Source organism: Marinobacter sp., assembly GCF_039977835.1.
GTDB lineage: Bacteria > Pseudomonadota > Gammaproteobacteria > Pseudomonadales > Oleiphilaceae > Marinobacter.
On record NZ_JBDWCL010000064.1, the window covers coordinates 166,730 to 183,671 of the forward strand.

The following is a 16,942-nucleotide window of genomic DNA, read 5'->3' on the forward strand; positions in this document are numbered from 1 at the left end:
CGGGTTATTCTGGCATCCGGTGGTGACAGAATTACGACCGAAGTACCATTAAGGATTATTGAATGCACTGGATTCTTGGTATTGCCCTGACGGCTGGCGCATTCATTGTACTGAAACAGTGGGGAGCGTTAACCCCTGAGAAGAAAAAAGCGGCCACCTGGAAAATTCTGTTGGTCGCAGGCGGAGCCCTGCTTCTTTTCATGGTGCTGACCGGTCGGGTTCATGTGCTGACCGCTGCGGTGGCCGCCCTCTTGCCCTTGTTGAGAAAGTTGCCCGCATTGCTCAGGTTTGCGCCCATGATCCGCCGCGTTTTTGGTCAGGAACAAAGGGCGGCCAGCGAGAGTGGAACCAAGAACAACAGCCGGCATCAACAGGCGCAGACCAGTTCCGGTAACATGTCGCCTCGGGAAGCCTGCGAGATACTGGGTGTTACACCCGGGTGTGCCCGCGAGGACGTCATTCAGGCGCATCGCCGGCTGATACACAAGCTGCATCCCGACCGGGGCGGTAACGATTACCTGGCGGCGAAAATCAATGAGGCCAAAGCGGTGCTGCTTGACTCTCAGGCCTGATCACGCTCAGTACACCTCAACTCTCACTTCAAACGTCTGGTTCTGCTGGCGGTTTCCGCTGGTCTGGTAAGTGATCCCGCCCTGTTCGCCAACCCTTCGCTCGCGAGTGCTGCCAAGCTCTACCCATTCGCCTGGTCTTACCCTGCGAATCGTCATTAGTGCTTCGGTGTCATAGCCGGGCAGGTCGCCCTCCGGGTCTTCCTCGAAAGAGACAATATTCAGCTCTATGGCCTGATCGGAAATTACCTGTGGGCTGACCAGAAAGCCGCTGCGGGTTTCTACCTGGCCAAGAAAAGCCGCCGGGTTTCGACCGCCACGGATAGCAACCGGCACCGTGCGAACCTGTCCGGAGGTAATATGGGCGGACTGGCCATCCTGGACTACCAGGGTGCGCTCCTGATGGCGGCGCGTGGTGGTGATCTTGCGCTCAGCCTGAACATTCACCTGGTTGTTATTGCCCGAAGCGCCTATGCCACCACTCTTACTGTCGACGTTGTTGCGGGAGCGAACGGTAATGCGCATCTGCACTGGTGCGACGTCCATGGTTTCCACCAACATGCCAATCTCATCCAGCACTGAAGGCTCGCCGCGTACCACCATCTGCTGTCCGCGCGCGGTGATGGAAACCTGTCCATCGGGATAGAGTTCGCGAATTTGCCGGGCCACATCCTCGGCGGAGCGTTGACTCATTTCATAGGTGCGGGCTTCGGGTGCCGCAATGAGGGTTCCCGCAAACAATAGCAGCAGTAGCGCCATCAGTGGGACAACAAGCGTTCTGGCGGGCCGGGCAATAGGGATCTGCATTGAAAACTCCGCGACAGGTTTGACCGGAAATTCCACAAAAACCGGATTTACGGGTTGCAAAGCCGGAAACAGGGGATATATATTGGAAAGCATGAAGACGACACACACGACCTGTCAATTGAATGTTCTGCAAGCTTTCGGTGAAAAACCGGCAGCTGTGGTCGCTGCTGTGTTTTTCTGGTGGTTTGGTTATGGCTATTTTAGCCAGAGCCCGGGCCGCCCATAAGATCTTCATCGACCGAATAACGAGGAAGGCAGCCCGGCAGGAACCCAGGCTGCCACCGGACTCAAAAAGCCCCGACTGGTAGCCCAGCCGGGGCTTTTTTGATTCTGACACAGGGAAACGGGAACACTGACCATGAACATGTCGCTGAATGTCGAGACAGTGAGCGAAGCAGATTCGGTGCCGCAGGAGGTAGAGCGCGGGAATACGGAAGTTCTGCTGCCGACACCTGCCGAGCTTCGAGCCAGTCTGCCGGTATCCACCCGGTTGCAGGCGCAGATACACCGGCACCGGGAATCCATCCGCCGGGTTTTACGCGGCGAGGACTCACGAACGCTGGTGGTTGTCGGGCCCTGCTCCATTCATGATGAGGTGGCAGCAATGGAGTATGGTGAAAAGCTGAAAAAACTGGCCGACGATGTCAGTGACCGTTTCCTGATTGTTATGCGTGCCTACCTGGAGAAACCCCGCACCACCGTTGGCTGGAAAGGTCTGCTGTACGACCCGGAACGCACCGGTACCGGCGACCTCAACGAAGGCCTGCTGCGTTCCCGCCGCCTGCTTCTCAATCTGTCAGACATGGGGCTGCCCCTGGCTACCGAAGCCCTCAGCCCGTTTGCCATGGACTACCTCGGTGACCTCGTCAGTTGGACCGCCATTGGCGCCCGCACTACAGAGTCCCAGGTCCACCGGGAGCTGGTCAGCGGTCTGCCAATGCCAACGGGCTTCAAGAACGGCACCGACGGCAGTATTGGCGTGGCGATCAATGCCATGAAATCAGCGGCGCATCCTCATCACCGGTTCGGTGTGGGCAGTAACGGGGCTCCGGCGATGATTACAACACAGGGCAATTCCGATACTCACCTTGTATTGAGGGGTGGCCGGAGCGTCACCAATTACGACGAGAAGAGTATCCGCGAAGCAATGGACGCCTTAAATGCTTCTGGTGTCTCGGCTTCTGTGATGGTCGATTGCAGCCATGACAACGCCCAAAAACAGTCAGCGAGGCAATTGGAGATTGCCAGAGTAGTGATTGCCCAGAAACGGTCGGGGAACCCGAATATTGCTGGTTTGATGTTGGAGAGTTTTCTTGAAGAAGGTCGCCAGAATGACAGCGACGATCTACTCTACGGATGTTCGCTGACCGATCCCTGCATCAGTTGGAAGCAGACGGAGGAATTACTCAGGTCGCTGTAGCCGGGGAGATCACCCGAGTCCGGCAACCAGCCCTCAGTCCTGACCAGGGTTGACAGGTCCACTCTCATCCCCTGATACAGTAGAAAACAGCAACTGTCCTGCAAGCAACAGTAAGGCGCCTCCCATCAGGCGGTCCAGCCAGTAGCCGAAACGGTTAAATCCCTTGCGGATCTGGGGCAGCGTGAAGAACACTGCCACCGCCATGAACCACAGTCCTGTCGCCACAGCCATGTAGATGCCGTAGGCAGACTGGATGGCAATCGGTGTGCCCGGGCTGATAATCACCGAAAATAGCGAAACGAAGAACAGCGTCGCTTTGGGGTTCAATACATTAGTCAGAAAGCCCAGCCGATACGCTGCCAGACCGGATTGTTGCTCGCCATTTGCAGTCTCCACGTGAACACCGCCGGCTTTCGAGCGTAAACACTGGATAGCAATCCAGGTCAGGTATAAGGCGCCAATAACCTTGAGAATACTGAACAGCACCAGGGACTGCTGAATGATCAGGCCGATGCCGAGCAGGGAATAGCCCACATGAACGAGGATGCCCGTACCAATGCCAAAAGCCGTCAACAGGGCGTTGCGTCGGCTCTGGCACAGGGCCTGGCGAAGCATTACGGCGAAGTCCGGGCCGGGGCTGGCAACGGCGAGGAAGTGAACAAGGGCAACGGTGATGAACTCTGGCCAGTAATTGTGCACGTCTGTTGTCTCCTGAGGGAATTACGGGGCCGGATGTCAGTCTAGAAGCTCAGGAACAAAAAGTCCTGTACAAGTATGCCGGGAGTGTTCCGGTCCGGAACTGAACCATTACCGGATTTCCCCTCTATACTCAGGCAAGTGAACGAAACATTCCGGCGAGCCAGGAGTTGTTGACGTGGACAGACGCAAGGTAGATGTGGCGGTTATCGGAGCGGGAACGGCCGGCATGGGCGCCTACCGTGCCGCCCGAAAGCATACTGACAGTGTGGTGATGATTGAGGGCGGCCCCTATGGGACCACCTGTGCCAGGGTGGGCTGTATGCCCAGCAAGCTGCTGATTGCAGCAGCCGAGAGTGCCCATCACCTGCAAAAGGCGCCGATGTTCGGGGTGCACCCCGGTAATGTCCATATCGACGGCAAGGCGGTTATGGACAGGGTACGTAAGGAGCGCGACCGTTTCGTCAGTTTTGTGGTGGAAGCCGTTGAGGGGTTTCCTGAAGCGCATCGTCTCCGCGGCCACGCCCGGTTCCTGTCACCCCATCACATCGTTGTCGGTGACAATCTGGAAATAGAGGCTGGGCGGGTGGTTATCGCAACGGGTTCGCGGCCGAATATCCCCGGTTTTCTCAGGGACGCCAAGGATCGTCTGGTCGTGAATGATGATGTGTTTGAGTGGGAGGATCTGCCTCAGTCAGTGGCGGTGTTCGGCCCCGGCATTATTGGTCTGGAGTTGGGGCAGGCGCTCAGCCGGCTGGGTGTTCGGGTTCGGATGTTTGGTGTCAGTGGCGGAGTCGGTCCGCTTCAGGAAGATGCCATCCAGAAGTATGCGCTGGAGTCTTTCAACGAGGAGTTTCCCCTGGATGCGGACTCCGGTGTGAAGTCCGTGGAGAGAACCGGGGAAGGTGTCCGTATCCGTTTCCTCGATCCTGATCGTGGTGATACAACGGAAACCTTTGATTATCTGCTGGCGGCCACGGGGCGGCGCGCGAATGTGGATGGGCTGGATATTCAGAATGCCGATATTGCCCAGGATGACCAGGGCTCACCCTTGTTCGACCACTACACGCTTCAGTGTGGTGACAGCCACATATTCATCGCAGGCGATGCCAACAGCGACGCTCCGTTACTGCATGAGGCAGCTGACGAGGGGCGCATTGCCGGCGACAATGCTGGCCGTTACCCTGACGTACGGGCAGGACTGCGGCGGGTACCACTGGGTATTGTGTTTACCGACCCACAGATCGCCACGGTGGGAATGACCATCAAGGAAGTCGAGGATCGCTGCAAGGACCGTTACGCCGTAGGCAAATTGTCCTTCGAAGGGCAGGGGCGTAGCCGCGTCATCGGGGCCAATAAGGGGCTGCTGCATTTGTACGGTGAGAGAGGCAGCGGGTTATTTCTTGGTGCGGAGATGTTTGGCCCCGCGGCCGAGCATATCGGCCACCTGCTGGCCTGGGCAGTGCAGAACCGCATGACGGTCAGTGAGATGCTTGAGATGCCATTTTATCATCCTGTCATCGAAGAGGGGCTCAGGACAGCTTTGCGGGACCTTAACCGCAACCTTGGTATTGGTCCTCAGCCGGTCGAACAATGCCTGGATTGCGGGCCCGGTGGTTAACACCACAGAGGCCCGACTTCAGAAGCTTCTGGCGAGGGGGCCGTGAGCGCTATCGGACGCCTCCCTTGCAATCTGCTGTTTGCGGGCCCATATCTTCTCATGGAAGAAATAGGCAACCGTGTTAATGGCCGGTTCAACCATGGCAATCAGACTGCCTATGAGGATGTCGCCCGTCAGCAGGTAGGCAACGGTAAACGCAACGGTGAAATGGGTTATCGCAAAGGTAATGGTTTTCAACAGAGAGTTGTCACCCTTGGTTCCATGATTATGAACAAACATTTTGAGGGTACTCATGATGGCTCTGCCTGTTAGTTGACGATGAGTACATTCAATCGTAAATGATAATCGCTTTGAAATTAATTATCTGAAGAAAATTGATAGAATTTTGCTATGAAAGTGCGATTTTATTAATTACTTTGCACTATAGGTTTAATTGCATCATTTATCTTTACCTATTGATGGCTTCTGGTTATCGTTGCTTCCATCACATACAGATAACAGTCAAGGAGACACGTTATGAGCACGAACTTTATCGGTCTGGATACAGACAAGACCCAACAACTGGCAAATTCTCTGAACGATCTGCTATCCAATTACCAGATCTTCTACATGAACGTGCGCGGGTACCACTGGAATATCAAGGGCGACAACTTTTTCGAGCTGCACGCCAAGTTTGAAGAGCTTTACGACGACCTGCTACTGAAAATCGATGAGATTGCGGAACGGGTACTTACGCTTGGTCATCGCCCGGCACATGCTTACAGCACGTACATCGAGAAGTCAGAAGTGCCCGAACGTAAAGACGTTGCCGATGGCAAAGACGCGGTGGAGAACATCGTCGAAAGCTTCGCCAAACTGATCGGCAAGCAGCGCGAGTTGCTTCACCTGGCCAGTGATGCGGACGACGAGGGTACGGTGGCACTGATGAGTGACTACATCTCGCAGCAGGAAAAAACCGTGTGGATGTACCGCAGCTATCTGGGCCACTAAGTCAACCTACTACTAATTCATGGTTTTGTGAAAAATGGCGACCCTCGGTCGCCATTTTTTTGCAGGTCAGTTGCTGGCCAGGGAGTCCAGCGGCGGCACCTCCTGGTGGAGGAACCATTTCTCGGTAACGACCTTGCGGGTGAACCAGTGGGACCGCATCAGGGTGCTGGCCAGTGGCATTTTCACCCAGTCCGGTACCTGCCATCCCTGGTCCCGTGAAATCGCCCGGTTGCCGAAACGGTGGGCGATGGCTTCACCATAAGCTTGCAGTGACTGCGCGGAGTAGTCCTCCCTGTCGCGGATAATATCCGCCGCAATCAGGGCGGACTCGATGGCGGGACGAATGCCTTCCCCGCTCTGGGTGTAGGCCAGGCCGGCGGAATCTCCGATCAGTAACAGGCCATCGTCGGCCAGGGGCCTTTCTGCATGGGCATACAGCAGGTAGGCGTGGCCCTTGAACCGGCCGGGCAGGTCACTCGGTATACGGCCTTCAGATTTCATTTCATCCACAAAAGCACTCAGGTGTTCGCTGAGCTTGTGGTTATCTTCCCGTCCAAGGCCGATGTTCAGGTAATTCCCTTTACGGAACACCCAGGCGTAGCCCTTCAGGTCACGGCAGAACCATAGCTCGGGGGTGTCGCCACGGGCTTCGCAGACCTCCGCTTGCGCCGGGGTCATTTCGAATTCCACTTCCTTGGCGGCCACCACCGTCTCATGGCTGCCAGGGCCATCGCCAAGCAATTTTGCGACAGGGCAGAAATGGCCTCCGGCACCCACAATCAGTGGTGCCTCCCAGGTATCGTTAACCACCCAGTTGCCGTCGCTGCGGAGAATAGACTTGACCGGCGTTTTGAGCTGTTTGGGTGCCGTCACCCGGTCCAGAAGATGGGCATCGAACTCGCAACGGCGGATGCCGTAGCTGACAACATGGCCATGATCATTGAGCACGGCGGGCTGCCCCATCATACCGATACGGAATTGCCGTATGGGTTGAAGGGTGTGCCGGGCCCCATACGCGGCGATATCAATATCCAGACTTTTCATGACCGTCGGGGTAACCCAGCCGGCACAGGTTTTGTCGCGGGGGAAATCCTGTTTATCGATAATCAGGACTCTCTTGCCGCTGTCTCTGAGCGCGTGGGCGAGCGTGGACCCTGCCGGGCCGGCGCCAACGATGATCAGGTCGTAATATTCCATTACTGGACCTCAGGAGCGGCCGGGAAAGTATAGAGATCCTGTCGGGTTCGGGGCAGCTCGTTGTTTTCGCCGTGGGTGAAGACCACCTGAAACAGCTGGAGGGAACCTGCCCGGAAAGCGGCAGTGGAGCCTGCCAGATACATTTCCCAGGCCCTGGCAAAGTGTTCGTCGTACATGTCGGTTACCTTGTCCATGCTGTTGCGGTACCGCTCCATCCAGTGAGTCAGAGTCTGGGCGTAGTGCAGCCGCAGGTTCTCCACATCAAGCACCGAGAAGCCACCTTCCTCACAAATGCCCATGAACTCCGAGATGCTCGGGGGGTAGGCACCCGGGAAAATACGCTTCTCGATCCAGGCGTTCATCAACATGGGGCGGTTGCGGCCAATACTGTGCAACAACGCGATGCCGTCGGGTTTGAGAGAGCGGCGGATGAGCTGGGAAAGCGCCTGATAGTTTTCTTTGCCCACATGCTCCAGCATGCCAATAGAGACGAAGGCATCGTATTGGCCACTGATGTTGCGATAGTCGTCTTCGACGTAGTCAATCAGGTGGTCCAGTTGCTGGCATTTTGCTTCTGCCCGGGCATAGGCCAGCTGTTCCGTGGAGATATTATAGGAGTGTACTTTTACGCCATAGTTACGGGCCATATAGCGCGCAAGGCCTCCCCAGCCGCAGCCGGCTTCCACCACCGTCATCCCCGGCTTAAGGCGTAACTTGCGGCATACATGCTCCAGCTTCGCCAGTTGGGCCTGTTCCAGGGTCAGATCCGGGCTTTCGTAATAAGCACAGGTGTACTGCATCTCCGCCTGGTCGAGCCAGAGCTGATAAAACTCGTTGCCCAGGTCATAGTGGTGGTGGATATTTTCTTTCGCCTCGGAGACACCGGTGGAGCGAGGATTGTGATTGCGCCACAGAGCCTCCAGCCACTTGGGCCATTGTTGTCTGGCCTGGTGCACGGCGCGGTATAGCGCCTCCATCAATTCCGGCAGATCACCATCCACCTGGAGCCTTCCGGCGGCGTAGAGATCACCGAAGGCGAGGTTCGGATTCGTGACCAGTGCAAATAAAGCTTTGGGGTCGGTAAGCCTGAGGGTGAAGCGTGGCTGACCCTTCTCGGGCTCAATCAGGTCGTCGTTCCATAATTGAAACCGCACCGGCGGATCACCAGCCATGCGCATGAGTTTGGCTAACAGCCAGCGCTCGTAGCTGTGGGGCTCTCTGTCTGCCTGCTGGTCGTCGAGCGGCAGTGTCAGTACATGCGGTTTTTGTTGATGACGGTCGTCGTTGGCGTCAGTCGTTTTCCGCGCAGTGGTTTCATTCATGAATCCTTGCCTCCCTTTTATAGCTGGTTAATCACGGGCCGAGGTCGACGTTAATCCGGCCGAGGGTGATTCAGCATCAGGGCGTGTCTCGATATCACAGCTGAGATTCGCCTGTTTCCTCACTCAGTATAGAAAACAAGCGCGTTTTGTCATATCCAGAGAGTATTGAAGGCGGCTATGGCGCCAATAGGCAGGAAGGGGGACGTGCATCGGGGCGTGAAGCCCCGATGCTCTTGTTTCTCCTTGCTATCAGTTTCTGTCGCAGGGTGTTGTCAGTAAGAGGCGCTCATACCAAACCATTCCGGGAAAATGACAATCATTGCCAGAACCAGTATCTGCATCAGGATAAAGGGTAAAACCCCTTTGTAGATATCGGTCGTTCTTACCCCGGGGGGGGACACCCCTTTGAGATAGAACAGACTGAACCCGAACGGGGGCGTCAGGAAGCTGGTCTGCAGGTTCATGGCAATCAGGATGGCGAACCACAGCATGTTAATGCCCATGGCTTCTGCCACTGGTGCCAGAATCGGTACGATAATAAACGAGATTTCCACAAAATCGATGAAGAAACCCAGCACCAGGATGACCAGCATGGCCAGGATAATGAAGCCCCACTTCTCACCGGGAAGCTGCAGCAGCCATTCCTCCAGAAGATAATCACCGCCGGTATAACTGAAGACCATGGAGAACGCGGTTGCACCGACCAGAATGGCGAACACCATGGCGGTGACCTTGACGGTATCCTTTGACGCGTCCCAAACCATCTTGAATGAGAACTGGCGGTAGATGATTGCCAGCACGATGGCCCCGATACCGCCAAGCGCGGAAGATTCCGTCGGCGTGGCTATGCCGGCGAAGATGGAACCAAGGACAACAACAATCAACGCCAGGGGCGGGATGATCGCCAGCAGGGCCGCGAGAATTTCCTTCTTGCGGGACAGGCCGCTGTCATCCGGCATGGCGGGCGCCATCTGCGGCTGGAAGCGGGTCAGTACAAGAATATAGAAAATGTAAAGGCCGACCAGCACCACACCCGGAATGACCGCCGCCTTGAAGAGGTCCCCGACAGGAAGGCCCAGGACATCCCCAAGAATGATCAGGATGATTGAAGGTGGAACAATCTGGCCCAGAGTGCCGGCTGCACAGATGGTGCCCGTCGCCAGCCGTTTGTCATAATCGTGGGCGAGCATTACGGGTAGCGAGATCAGGCCCATGGCGACCACACTGGCGCCAACCACGCCGGTTGATGCCGCCAGCAGTGCGCCCACCAGAATGGTTGAAATGGCCAACCCGCCTGGAAGTCCACCGAACAGACGGCCCATGGACGTCAGCAGCTGTTCAGCCAGTCTCGTGCGCTGTAGTACGACGCCCATGAAAATAAACAATGGCACGGCCATCAGTACCGTATTCTGCATCACGCTCATGATGCGATAGGGCATGAAAGCGAACAGGTCCATGCCTTCGGCAAATACCCCGAAAAACAGGGCCACACCACCAAAGGTGAAGGCAACCGGGAACCCCAGCATCAGCAGGATGAGGGCGGCTGCAAACATAATCATACCGATCATGCGAGCCCCTCCGCGCCGTGCTTGGCTTCATAAGTCTTCTCGCCAGAGATAACCCGCAGAGCGAAGGTCACCATGTTGATCCCCGCGATGGCCGTAAAGACTGCGGAAATCGGAATCACGCTTTTGATGATCCAGCGATGGGGGAGGCCACCGGGATCCCCACTGCCTTCGCCCATGCTGTAGGACTCAACGGCGAACTCATAGCCGTAGTTCCAGATAAGATACGAAAAGGGGACGACAAAAAGAACAGCTCCGACCATGTTGACCCAGGCCTTGGTCTTGTCGCTCCAGCGAGTGTAGAAAACGTCTACGCGAACGTGACCGTCTGTCCGCAGTGCGTAGGGGATACCGAGCAGGAACACCACCGAATACAGGTGCCATTCCATTTCCTGCATGCCGATCGAAACCTCATTGAATGCATAACGAGCCACGACGTCGTAGAAAACGTTGCCCGCCATCAGAATCATTGCGACACAGGCCACCCAGCCGCAAAAAATGGACAGCCATGACAGGCCTTCGTCCAGCTTGATAATCCAACGCATTGATTGTCCTCCGCCAGGTGAGCTGGCGATTTTCCGGTTACTATAAACGACAAAACCGGGACCACCGCTAGAGCGATCCCGGCTCAGTTACTGCCGATATGTTACTCGACTTCCGCCATCGTGTTGAGATAGGCGCGTTCGGAAATGTCCGTGTAGGCCCGGCTCTTCTCAAGATACTCTTCCTGGGACTTCACGATTTTCGCTGCCTGCTCATTTGCACTGGCGGCTTCCTTGAGCAGTTTTTCGTTGGCCTCGTACATGGCCTGGAAGATCTCCTGCGGGAACTGCTTGATCTGCACGTTCGGATAATCTTCTTTGATATTGGCCCATGCTTCCGCGTTGGCGTGCTGGGAATGAACCAGCATATCGTAGGAGGCGGTGCGCATGGCTATGCGCATGATTTCCTGCAGGTCGGCCGGGAGTTCATCCCAGACTTTCTTGTTGACCAGGAACTGCAGTTCAGTGGCAGGCTCGTGCCAACCGGTGTAGTAGTAGTCGGCAATCTGCTGGAAACCAAGACGCAGATCCAGCGCCGGGCCTACCCATTCCACCGCATCAATGGTGTTACGCTCCAGGGAGGTGTAGAGCTCACCGGGGGCGATGTTGGTAGGATTGACGCCAACTTCCGCGAATACCTCACCCGCGAAGCCGGGGATCCGCATTTTCAGGCCTTCCAGATCTTCCAGAGACTTGATCTCTTCACGGAACCATCCGCCCATCTGTACACCGGTGTTGCCGCCCGGGAAGGACAGCATGTTATGGGGCTCATACACTTCCTGCATCAGCTCCATGCCGCCGCCATGATAGAACCAGGCGTATTGCTCCATGGCGTTCATGCCGAAAGGCATGCTGGTGAAAAACAGCGTGTTGGGTACCTTGCCTTTCCAGTAGTAGGAGGCGGAGTGCCCCATGTCATACTGACCGGCCTTTACCATGTCGAACACACCCAGCGGGGCCTTGTGCTTGTTGGCGGAGTCAATGCGAACCTTTAAGCGGCCGTCAGACATTTTCTCCACGCGCTCGGCGAAGTTTTTGGTGGTGTCACCAAAAATTGGAAAGTTCGGGCCCCAGGTCTCAGCCAGGCGGAGGGTGAAGGTTTCTTGAGCGAGCGCCTGTGTGGAAGCAACGGTAGTTGCTACAGCCAGCACAGCCGCGGATAGAACAGAACGGATCTTCATTGCTCTTCTAGCCTCTTTTGTCATTGTTGTGGTAAGAGCCTCGCCCTTTTCAGGATGAGTAACCCTTTACTGTAGTCCAAGTTAGCAATAAAAGTTGAGAAACGGAACGAAAAACCGGTGTCTGTACGACCTAGGTCTTACCCGACGTTTCCCCTATTCTCGGGTGCATGCAGGTTTCCGGAAGGTTGGAGATGTTGGCGCAGGCGAGTGAAAAGGATGTCCTGAAAAGTTTCGGTCAGGGGATAGAGGTGGCCAGCGTCCGGCATCAGGGTGAGGTCGGCATCCCGTAAGTGGCTGGCCAGGTGGTTTGCGTAATCCACGGGTATGAACGGGTCCTTGCCACCCTGGTATATCCAGATGGGAATGTGCACCTCTTTTAGCCTGAACTGCCAGTCTTCCAGTTCCGTCAGCAGGTCGGTGGCAATGGCACGCCCGCCGCTATTGAGGCAGGCAAGTTGATCCTGTTTGAACAGACCGTCCGAGCTGCAGGTGCTGAGTATGTATTGGTCCTCGTCGCTTATCAGCTGTTTGGCTTGGCGCAGATAGAGGCCGGGATAGTGTCTTGAGAGCCGCGTAACAATGCCGGCGACGACCCGGAACAGCAACTTGCTGTGGCGGGCAAGCATCGGGCCGGGCCAGCGGGTGGCGGCTAGCAAGGGGTGTGCGCCCTCATATTCCGCAAAATGGGTGTATCCGGACAGGCAGATGCCGAGGTCCATGCGCGAGCCCAGAGCGTAGCCACAGGCAAGGGTTCTGGAGCTACCGCTGGACCACCCGATATGGCAGAAACGATCAAGGCCGAGCGCGTCCATGAGTTGCCCTATATCGTCAGGATAGTCCAGTAGCGTGCGGCGAGACCTGAAGGCGGATTTGTCGATGCCCGGCCTGTCCGGCGTGAGGATGCGGAAACCATGGCTCATAGCCCGGCCATGGAAAAAATGCCCCTCCAGCCGGGAGCCGGGCATGCCATGGCCGAATACCAGCGGATAGCCTGCGGGGTCCCCCAGGTCGGTGTAGGCAAGCTGGCGACCGTCACTAAGGGTGAGATGACGTTCCTGATCTCTGTTGGCAGCGATTATCCAGGTCTCCGTTTGTCTGGCTGGCTTCAGAACAACCCTATCTGTTCACCGGCCGGGCGTTTGAACAGGTCGCTCCTGAGTGGCTCGGTCTCATGAACGTTCAGGCCAAGTTGCCTTGCGCGTTTGGCAAAGCGCTGGCGCACCAGGTCTGCATATGGCCCCGTCCCTGTCATTCGGCGACCGAATCTGGAATCGTAACTTTTGCCGCCGCGCAAATCACGAATACGGTTCATGACGTGCCTGGCCCGGTCCGGAAAATGCCGTTGTAACCAATCCTGGAACAGCTCGTCCAGTTCCAGGGGCAGGCGCAGCATGATCCAGCTTGCCCGTTCCGCGCCCGCCTCGGCTGCGGCCCCAAGAATGCTCTCTATTTCATGATCGTTGATGAACGGAATAACCGGCCCGAGGATGATGCCCGTTGGTACGCCGGCAGCGGCCAGTTCACGGATGATCTTCAGGCGTGTGACTGGGGCGGCTGTTCGCGGCTCCATCTGACGTTTCAGGGTGTTGTCCAGCGTGGTCAGACTAACCCGCACTGAGCACAGGCCATGGCTGGCCAGTTCCGACAACAGGTCCAGGTCACGCAGGATGAGCGCGCCCTTGGTGATAATCGATACCGGGTGGCGGTACTCCGCCAGCACTTCAAGAATGCTGCGTGTGATCTTCCGATGTTTCTCAATGGGCTGATAGGCATCGGTGTTTACGCCCAGGGCGATGGGGGATACCTGGTAACCTGGTTTGTCGAGCTCGCGGCGAAGTTGCTCCGCGGCGTTGGGCTTGGCAATCAGCCGGGTTTCAAAGTCCAGCCCCGGAGACATGTCCCAGTAGGCGTGGGTTGGCCGGGCAAAGCAGTAAATACAAGCGTGCTCGCACCCCCGGTAGGGATTTATGGACTGGGCAAACGGTACATCCGGAGACTGGTTTCGGCTGATAATCGAACGTGCCTGTTCTTCAGTGACTTCGGTAGCCAGGGAATCAGGGCAGGTGTCGTCAGCCGGGTCCTGATACCAGCCATCGTCGCACTCTCGGTCAGTAACGATGGGCTGGAAGCGGTTTCTGGGGTTAAGCGGTGTTGCGCGAGTTTTCATGCGAAATCCCGAGTACTGTTTTTATATACAGTACTCCGAAGGCTGCGCAATTTCCAGTCTTCGTTATCTCAGAGGTCGTTCATTCTTCCGATCTGACTGGCCAGCCTCATGGCTTCGTGTTCCTCCATTGCCCGCATGGAGTCAACCAGCTCTTTTGCTTCGGGGATCTCCGCCTTGCCCGCAAGGCTGTCATAAAGGTCGATCAGCTGGTCATGGAATGTGAAAATTTCCCGCTCAATGGTGTCGAAGTCGAGATTGGCGTAATGACCATCGCAGCTCTGATGTGCTTTGATGCGTTTGTGCTCGTTGTTCAGGTAATCGTAGACCCTTGTCTTCAGTGCCTTGGGGTTGGCCTGCTTCTCGAATTCGACGGTAATGCGTGCCAGTTCGGATTCGTGGCCGGCCAGATAGGTTAACAGCGCCTGGGCCCGCTCGTCCGGGTTTTTAGTCGAACACTCGGACAGGCATTGCGAAAGATTGGTGTGGAGCTCGCGGGCCCACATAATAAGGTCTTCGAAGGTACTTATTTCCATTGCAGGTCTCCTACTTGTCGGATAATCAGGCGAACATGCGCTGGCTACAGTCTAGCCCAGGATGGCGCTGTTGGTGCACTGGCTCATGGTAAAGTGTGAGCCGGCAGCGGGGCTGGCCGGGCAGGCGTCTGGTTGCGAATGCTGCGGAACCAGGTCAGCGCCGGTTTTTCTACGGCGTAGTGGATCAGACAGGCAAGAGTCAGTGACACGGCGAGCGCCAGCGCGACTCCGGCCCAGCCTGGCAGCCCGGCACGGTAACTCCAGCCGATAACGCCATATCCGATGTTCTGGTGTACCAGGTACAAAGCATAGGACAGACTGCCCAGCCATAGCAGAGGTCTGTTGGCGAGTATATTGAGATAACCTGCCACTGCCAATGCAAATACCCCATAGCAACCGAGCACGAACAGGCTGAAAGGCGGTTTATAGGCGAGCAGGGCGTGGCTTACTGCCAGGGCGAGAAGAAAAAGCTCGCCTGAGGCTGGACGACCGTATCGATGCCAGCGGTAGATCATCATGCCGCTGATAAACAGCGGAGCGTACTTCACGAATAACAGGTCCTTGACCAGAAACCCGATAGCCTCCGGAATGGCATCCCACCAGATCACGCCAGCGTAGCTGACGAGTACCCAGACCGACAATACGAAGCGAATACGGTGCCAGTCCTTAAGCCCGTAGAAAAGCAACGCAATCCAGCAGTAGAAAGTAGCCTCGACCACAAGGCTCCAGTAAGCACCATCGACATGGGGAAACTCCAGGTATTCGTGCAGCAGGGTTGCGTTCAGTAATGCACTGCCCAGACTGACGGGGCGGTCCTCTGGCCCCATCATATGCACAGCGATAAAAGTCATGGCGATGCCTGCCCACAGGGCGGGCATCAAGCGGAAAGCCCGGGCCAGCCCAAACCAGCCCGCAGTGCGGGTTCGTTCAAGCGTCATGAAGATCACGAATCCGCTGAGGATGAAAAACAGGTGAACGCCATAGCGGCCAAACTCCAGAACCGGCCAAGCTGTGAATGTGTGTCCATAGAGTTGATCGTAGTAGGGCAGGTAGTGAAACAGTACAACGCCGAGCGCCGCAATGCCCCGAAGTGCGTCCAGTGCCGACAGGCGTGGTGACGATTGAGCCATAATCATGATTCCTTATGATTTCCGGCTATAGTAGCCTGCCCCGAGATGTTACTTAACCGGCCAGTTATACCGTTGCCTTGCGGCTGACTTAAAATGCGTTAACGTGCCCGCAACCGCTGGAGAGAGCCATGAGTGTTGAGCTTGGAATTATTGAGGGATTCTATGGGCCCCTGTGGAGCTGGCGGGAAAGGAAACAACTGGTGCAGGCGCTGGTGCCCCACGGCTACCGGTTTTACCTGTATGCGCCCAAGGCAGATACTTTCCTGCGCCGGCGATGGGATGAGCCTTACCCGCAGGAAACCACGGTACAGATGGCTGATTTCTCCAACTTCTGCCGCAAGCACGGCGTTCGGTTCGGTGTCGGCCTGAGCCCGTTCGAGGTATTCAATGATTTCAACGACGCGGCCAAGGAGGCGCTGGCCGCCAAGTTGGCATTTCTGGATGGAATTCCTGTTCAGGAGCTGGCGATTCTGTTTGACGACATGCGTAGCGATACGCCGGACCTGGCAGCCCGCCAGGCGGAGATTGTTCATTGGGTGGCAGAGCGAAGCAGTGCCGAACAACTGACCGTCTGTCCCAGCTATTATTCGGACGACCCGGTGCTCGATCGGGTGTTTGGTGAGCGCCCGTCGCACTACCTCGAGGATCTGGGCAAGGCACTGGATCCGTCAGTGCGGGTTTTCTGGACCGGCGAGGAAGTCTGTTCCCGGGAAATATCGCCGGGCCATCTCCAGCGCGTTTCCGAGGCGCTGGGGCGCAAGCCGGTGCTGTGGGATAACTACCCGGTGAATGATGGCGACCGGATGTCCCGGCACCTGCATCTGCGCGCATTCACCGGACGTCCAGCGGCCAACAAAGAGCATCTTGCGGGCCACGCCATCAATCCAGCGTTGCAACCAACGCTGACCGGCATTCCTGCCATCACTCTGGCCCAAAGCTATGAGCAGGGACCGGAGTATCAGTATGGTCAGGCGTTCATAAGGGCCGCTCAAGAGGTACTGGGTAAAGAGCTGGCGGGGCAGGTAGCGGAGGATCTCCTTGTGTTGCAGGATGCCGGGCTATCCAGAGTCAGTAGGGAGCGTCGCCTGGCCATGATCGAGTCATACTCCCGCTTTGATCACCCTGCTGCCCGGGAAATCCTGCGTTGGCTGGCCGGGGACTACCAGGTCACGGATGAAATGGTACAGACACAATGATCCGGC

Annotated in this window: 17 protein-coding genes; 5 read left to right on the forward strand and 12 right to left on the reverse strand. The window is 56.6% G+C overall.

Translation table 11 applies throughout. The annotated features are described in order from the left end of the window. Window positions 1–62: 62 nt before the first annotated feature. Window positions 63–572, forward strand: coding sequence for a DnaJ domain-containing protein (locus tag ABJM11_RS18585; RefSeq protein ID WP_348292447.1), 510 nt, complete (start codon window positions 63–65; stop codon window positions 570–572). 6 nt (window positions 573–578) lie between these two features. Here the strand turns inward: ABJM11_RS18585 and ABJM11_RS18590 are convergent, their stop codons facing one another. Further along, window positions 579–1,376 (reverse strand): secretin N-terminal domain-containing protein, encoded by a 798-nt coding sequence (locus ABJM11_RS18590; protein WP_348292449.1) that lies wholly within the window; start codon window positions 1,374–1,376, stop codon window positions 579–581. 358 nt (window positions 1,377–1,734) lie between these two features. Here ABJM11_RS18590 and ABJM11_RS18595 point away from each other — a divergent pair, with 358 nt between their 5' ends. Next, window positions 1,735–2,796, forward strand: a complete 1,062-nt coding sequence (locus tag ABJM11_RS18595) for a 3-deoxy-7-phosphoheptulonate synthase (protein ID WP_348292451.1) — start codon at window positions 1,735–1,737, stop codon at window positions 2,794–2,796. A 33-nt stretch (window positions 2,797–2,829) separates the two neighbouring features. On the opposite strand, the gene ABJM11_RS18600 is transcribed toward ABJM11_RS18595, so the two are convergent. Beyond that, window positions 2,830–3,495 carry a LysE family transporter gene (locus tag ABJM11_RS18600; RefSeq protein ID WP_348292453.1) on the reverse strand — a complete coding sequence of 222 codons (666 nt, stop codon included), beginning with the start codon at window positions 3,493–3,495 and terminating at the stop codon, window positions 2,830–2,832. A 175-nt stretch (window positions 3,496–3,670) separates the two neighbouring features. On the opposite strand from ABJM11_RS18600, the gene ABJM11_RS18605 reads away from it, so the two are divergent. Next, a complete protein-coding gene (locus ABJM11_RS18605) occupies window positions 3,671–5,113 on the forward strand; it encodes a dihydrolipoyl dehydrogenase (protein WP_348292454.1) in 1,443 nt (480 codons plus the stop codon). An 18-nt stretch (window positions 5,114–5,131) separates the two neighbouring features. Here the strand turns inward: ABJM11_RS18605 and ABJM11_RS18610 are convergent, their stop codons facing one another. Further along, window positions 5,132–5,407: a DUF2061 domain-containing protein gene (locus tag ABJM11_RS18610; RefSeq protein WP_348292455.1), complete on the reverse strand. Its 276-nt coding sequence runs from the start codon at window positions 5,405–5,407 to the stop codon at window positions 5,132–5,134. Window positions 5,408–5,629: 222 nt separating this feature from the next. Here ABJM11_RS18610 and ABJM11_RS18615 point away from each other — a divergent pair, with 222 nt between their 5' ends. After that, complete coding sequence (locus ABJM11_RS18615) at window positions 5,630–6,103, forward strand: Dps family protein (RefSeq protein WP_348292456.1); 474 nt, start codon at window positions 5,630–5,632, stop codon at window positions 6,101–6,103. 66 nt (window positions 6,104–6,169) lie between these two features. On the opposite strand, the gene ABJM11_RS18620 is transcribed toward ABJM11_RS18615, so the two are convergent. The 9 genes from ABJM11_RS18620 to ABJM11_RS18660 form a co-directional block, all read right to left on the reverse strand. Next, complete coding sequence (locus tag ABJM11_RS18620; RefSeq protein ID WP_348292457.1) at window positions 6,170–7,300, reverse strand: NAD(P)/FAD-dependent oxidoreductase; 1,131 nt, start codon at window positions 7,298–7,300, stop codon at window positions 6,170–6,172. Next, entirely contained in the window at window positions 7,300–8,622 is a 1,323-nt protein-coding gene (locus ABJM11_RS18625) for a class I SAM-dependent methyltransferase (protein ID WP_348292458.1), read from the reverse strand. Before ABJM11_RS18625 ends, ABJM11_RS18620 begins: the two co-directional genes overlap by 1 nt. Window positions 8,623–8,894: 272 nt before the next feature. Then, on the reverse strand, window positions 8,895–10,190 hold the full coding sequence (locus tag ABJM11_RS18630; protein WP_348292460.1) for a TRAP transporter large permease subunit: 1,296 nt from the start codon (window positions 10,188–10,190) through the stop codon (window positions 8,895–8,897). Then, window positions 10,187–10,732 (reverse strand): TRAP transporter small permease subunit, encoded by a 546-nt coding sequence (locus tag ABJM11_RS18635; RefSeq protein ID WP_348292462.1) that lies wholly within the window; start codon window positions 10,730–10,732, stop codon window positions 10,187–10,189. The genes ABJM11_RS18630 and ABJM11_RS18635 overlap by 4 nt, the downstream gene beginning before the upstream one ends. Before the next feature lie 101 nt (window positions 10,733–10,833). Beyond that, window positions 10,834–11,910 (reverse strand): TRAP transporter substrate-binding protein, encoded by a 1,077-nt coding sequence (locus tag ABJM11_RS18640; RefSeq protein ID WP_348292463.1) that lies wholly within the window; start codon window positions 11,908–11,910, stop codon window positions 10,834–10,836. Between the two features lie 137 nt (window positions 11,911–12,047). Further along, the gene (locus ABJM11_RS18645; RefSeq protein WP_348292650.1) at window positions 12,048–13,019 is read right to left on the reverse strand and encodes an alpha/beta hydrolase; all 972 of its coding nucleotides are present in this window, start codon (window positions 13,017–13,019) and stop codon (window positions 12,048–12,050) included. Next, on the reverse strand, window positions 13,016–14,077 hold the full coding sequence (locus ABJM11_RS18650) for a PA0069 family radical SAM protein (RefSeq protein ID WP_348292464.1): 1,062 nt from the start codon (window positions 14,075–14,077) through the stop codon (window positions 13,016–13,018). Before ABJM11_RS18650 ends, ABJM11_RS18645 begins: the two co-directional genes overlap by 4 nt. 68 nt (window positions 14,078–14,145) lie before the next feature. Further along, the gene (locus tag ABJM11_RS18655) at window positions 14,146–14,610 is read right to left on the reverse strand and encodes an ATPase (RefSeq protein ID WP_348292466.1); all 465 of its coding nucleotides are present in this window, start codon (window positions 14,608–14,610) and stop codon (window positions 14,146–14,148) included. An 83-nt stretch (window positions 14,611–14,693) separates the two neighbouring features. Further along, window positions 14,694–15,740, reverse strand: a complete 1,047-nt coding sequence (locus ABJM11_RS18660; RefSeq protein WP_348292468.1) for an acyltransferase — start codon at window positions 15,738–15,740, stop codon at window positions 14,694–14,696. Between the two features lie 128 nt (window positions 15,741–15,868). Between ABJM11_RS18660 and ABJM11_RS18665 the strand changes: the two genes are divergently transcribed. Next, complete coding sequence (locus ABJM11_RS18665) at window positions 15,869–16,936, forward strand: beta-N-acetylglucosaminidase domain-containing protein (RefSeq protein ID WP_348292470.1); 1,068 nt, start codon at window positions 15,869–15,871, stop codon at window positions 16,934–16,936. Window positions 16,937–16,942 lie beyond the last annotated feature (6 nt).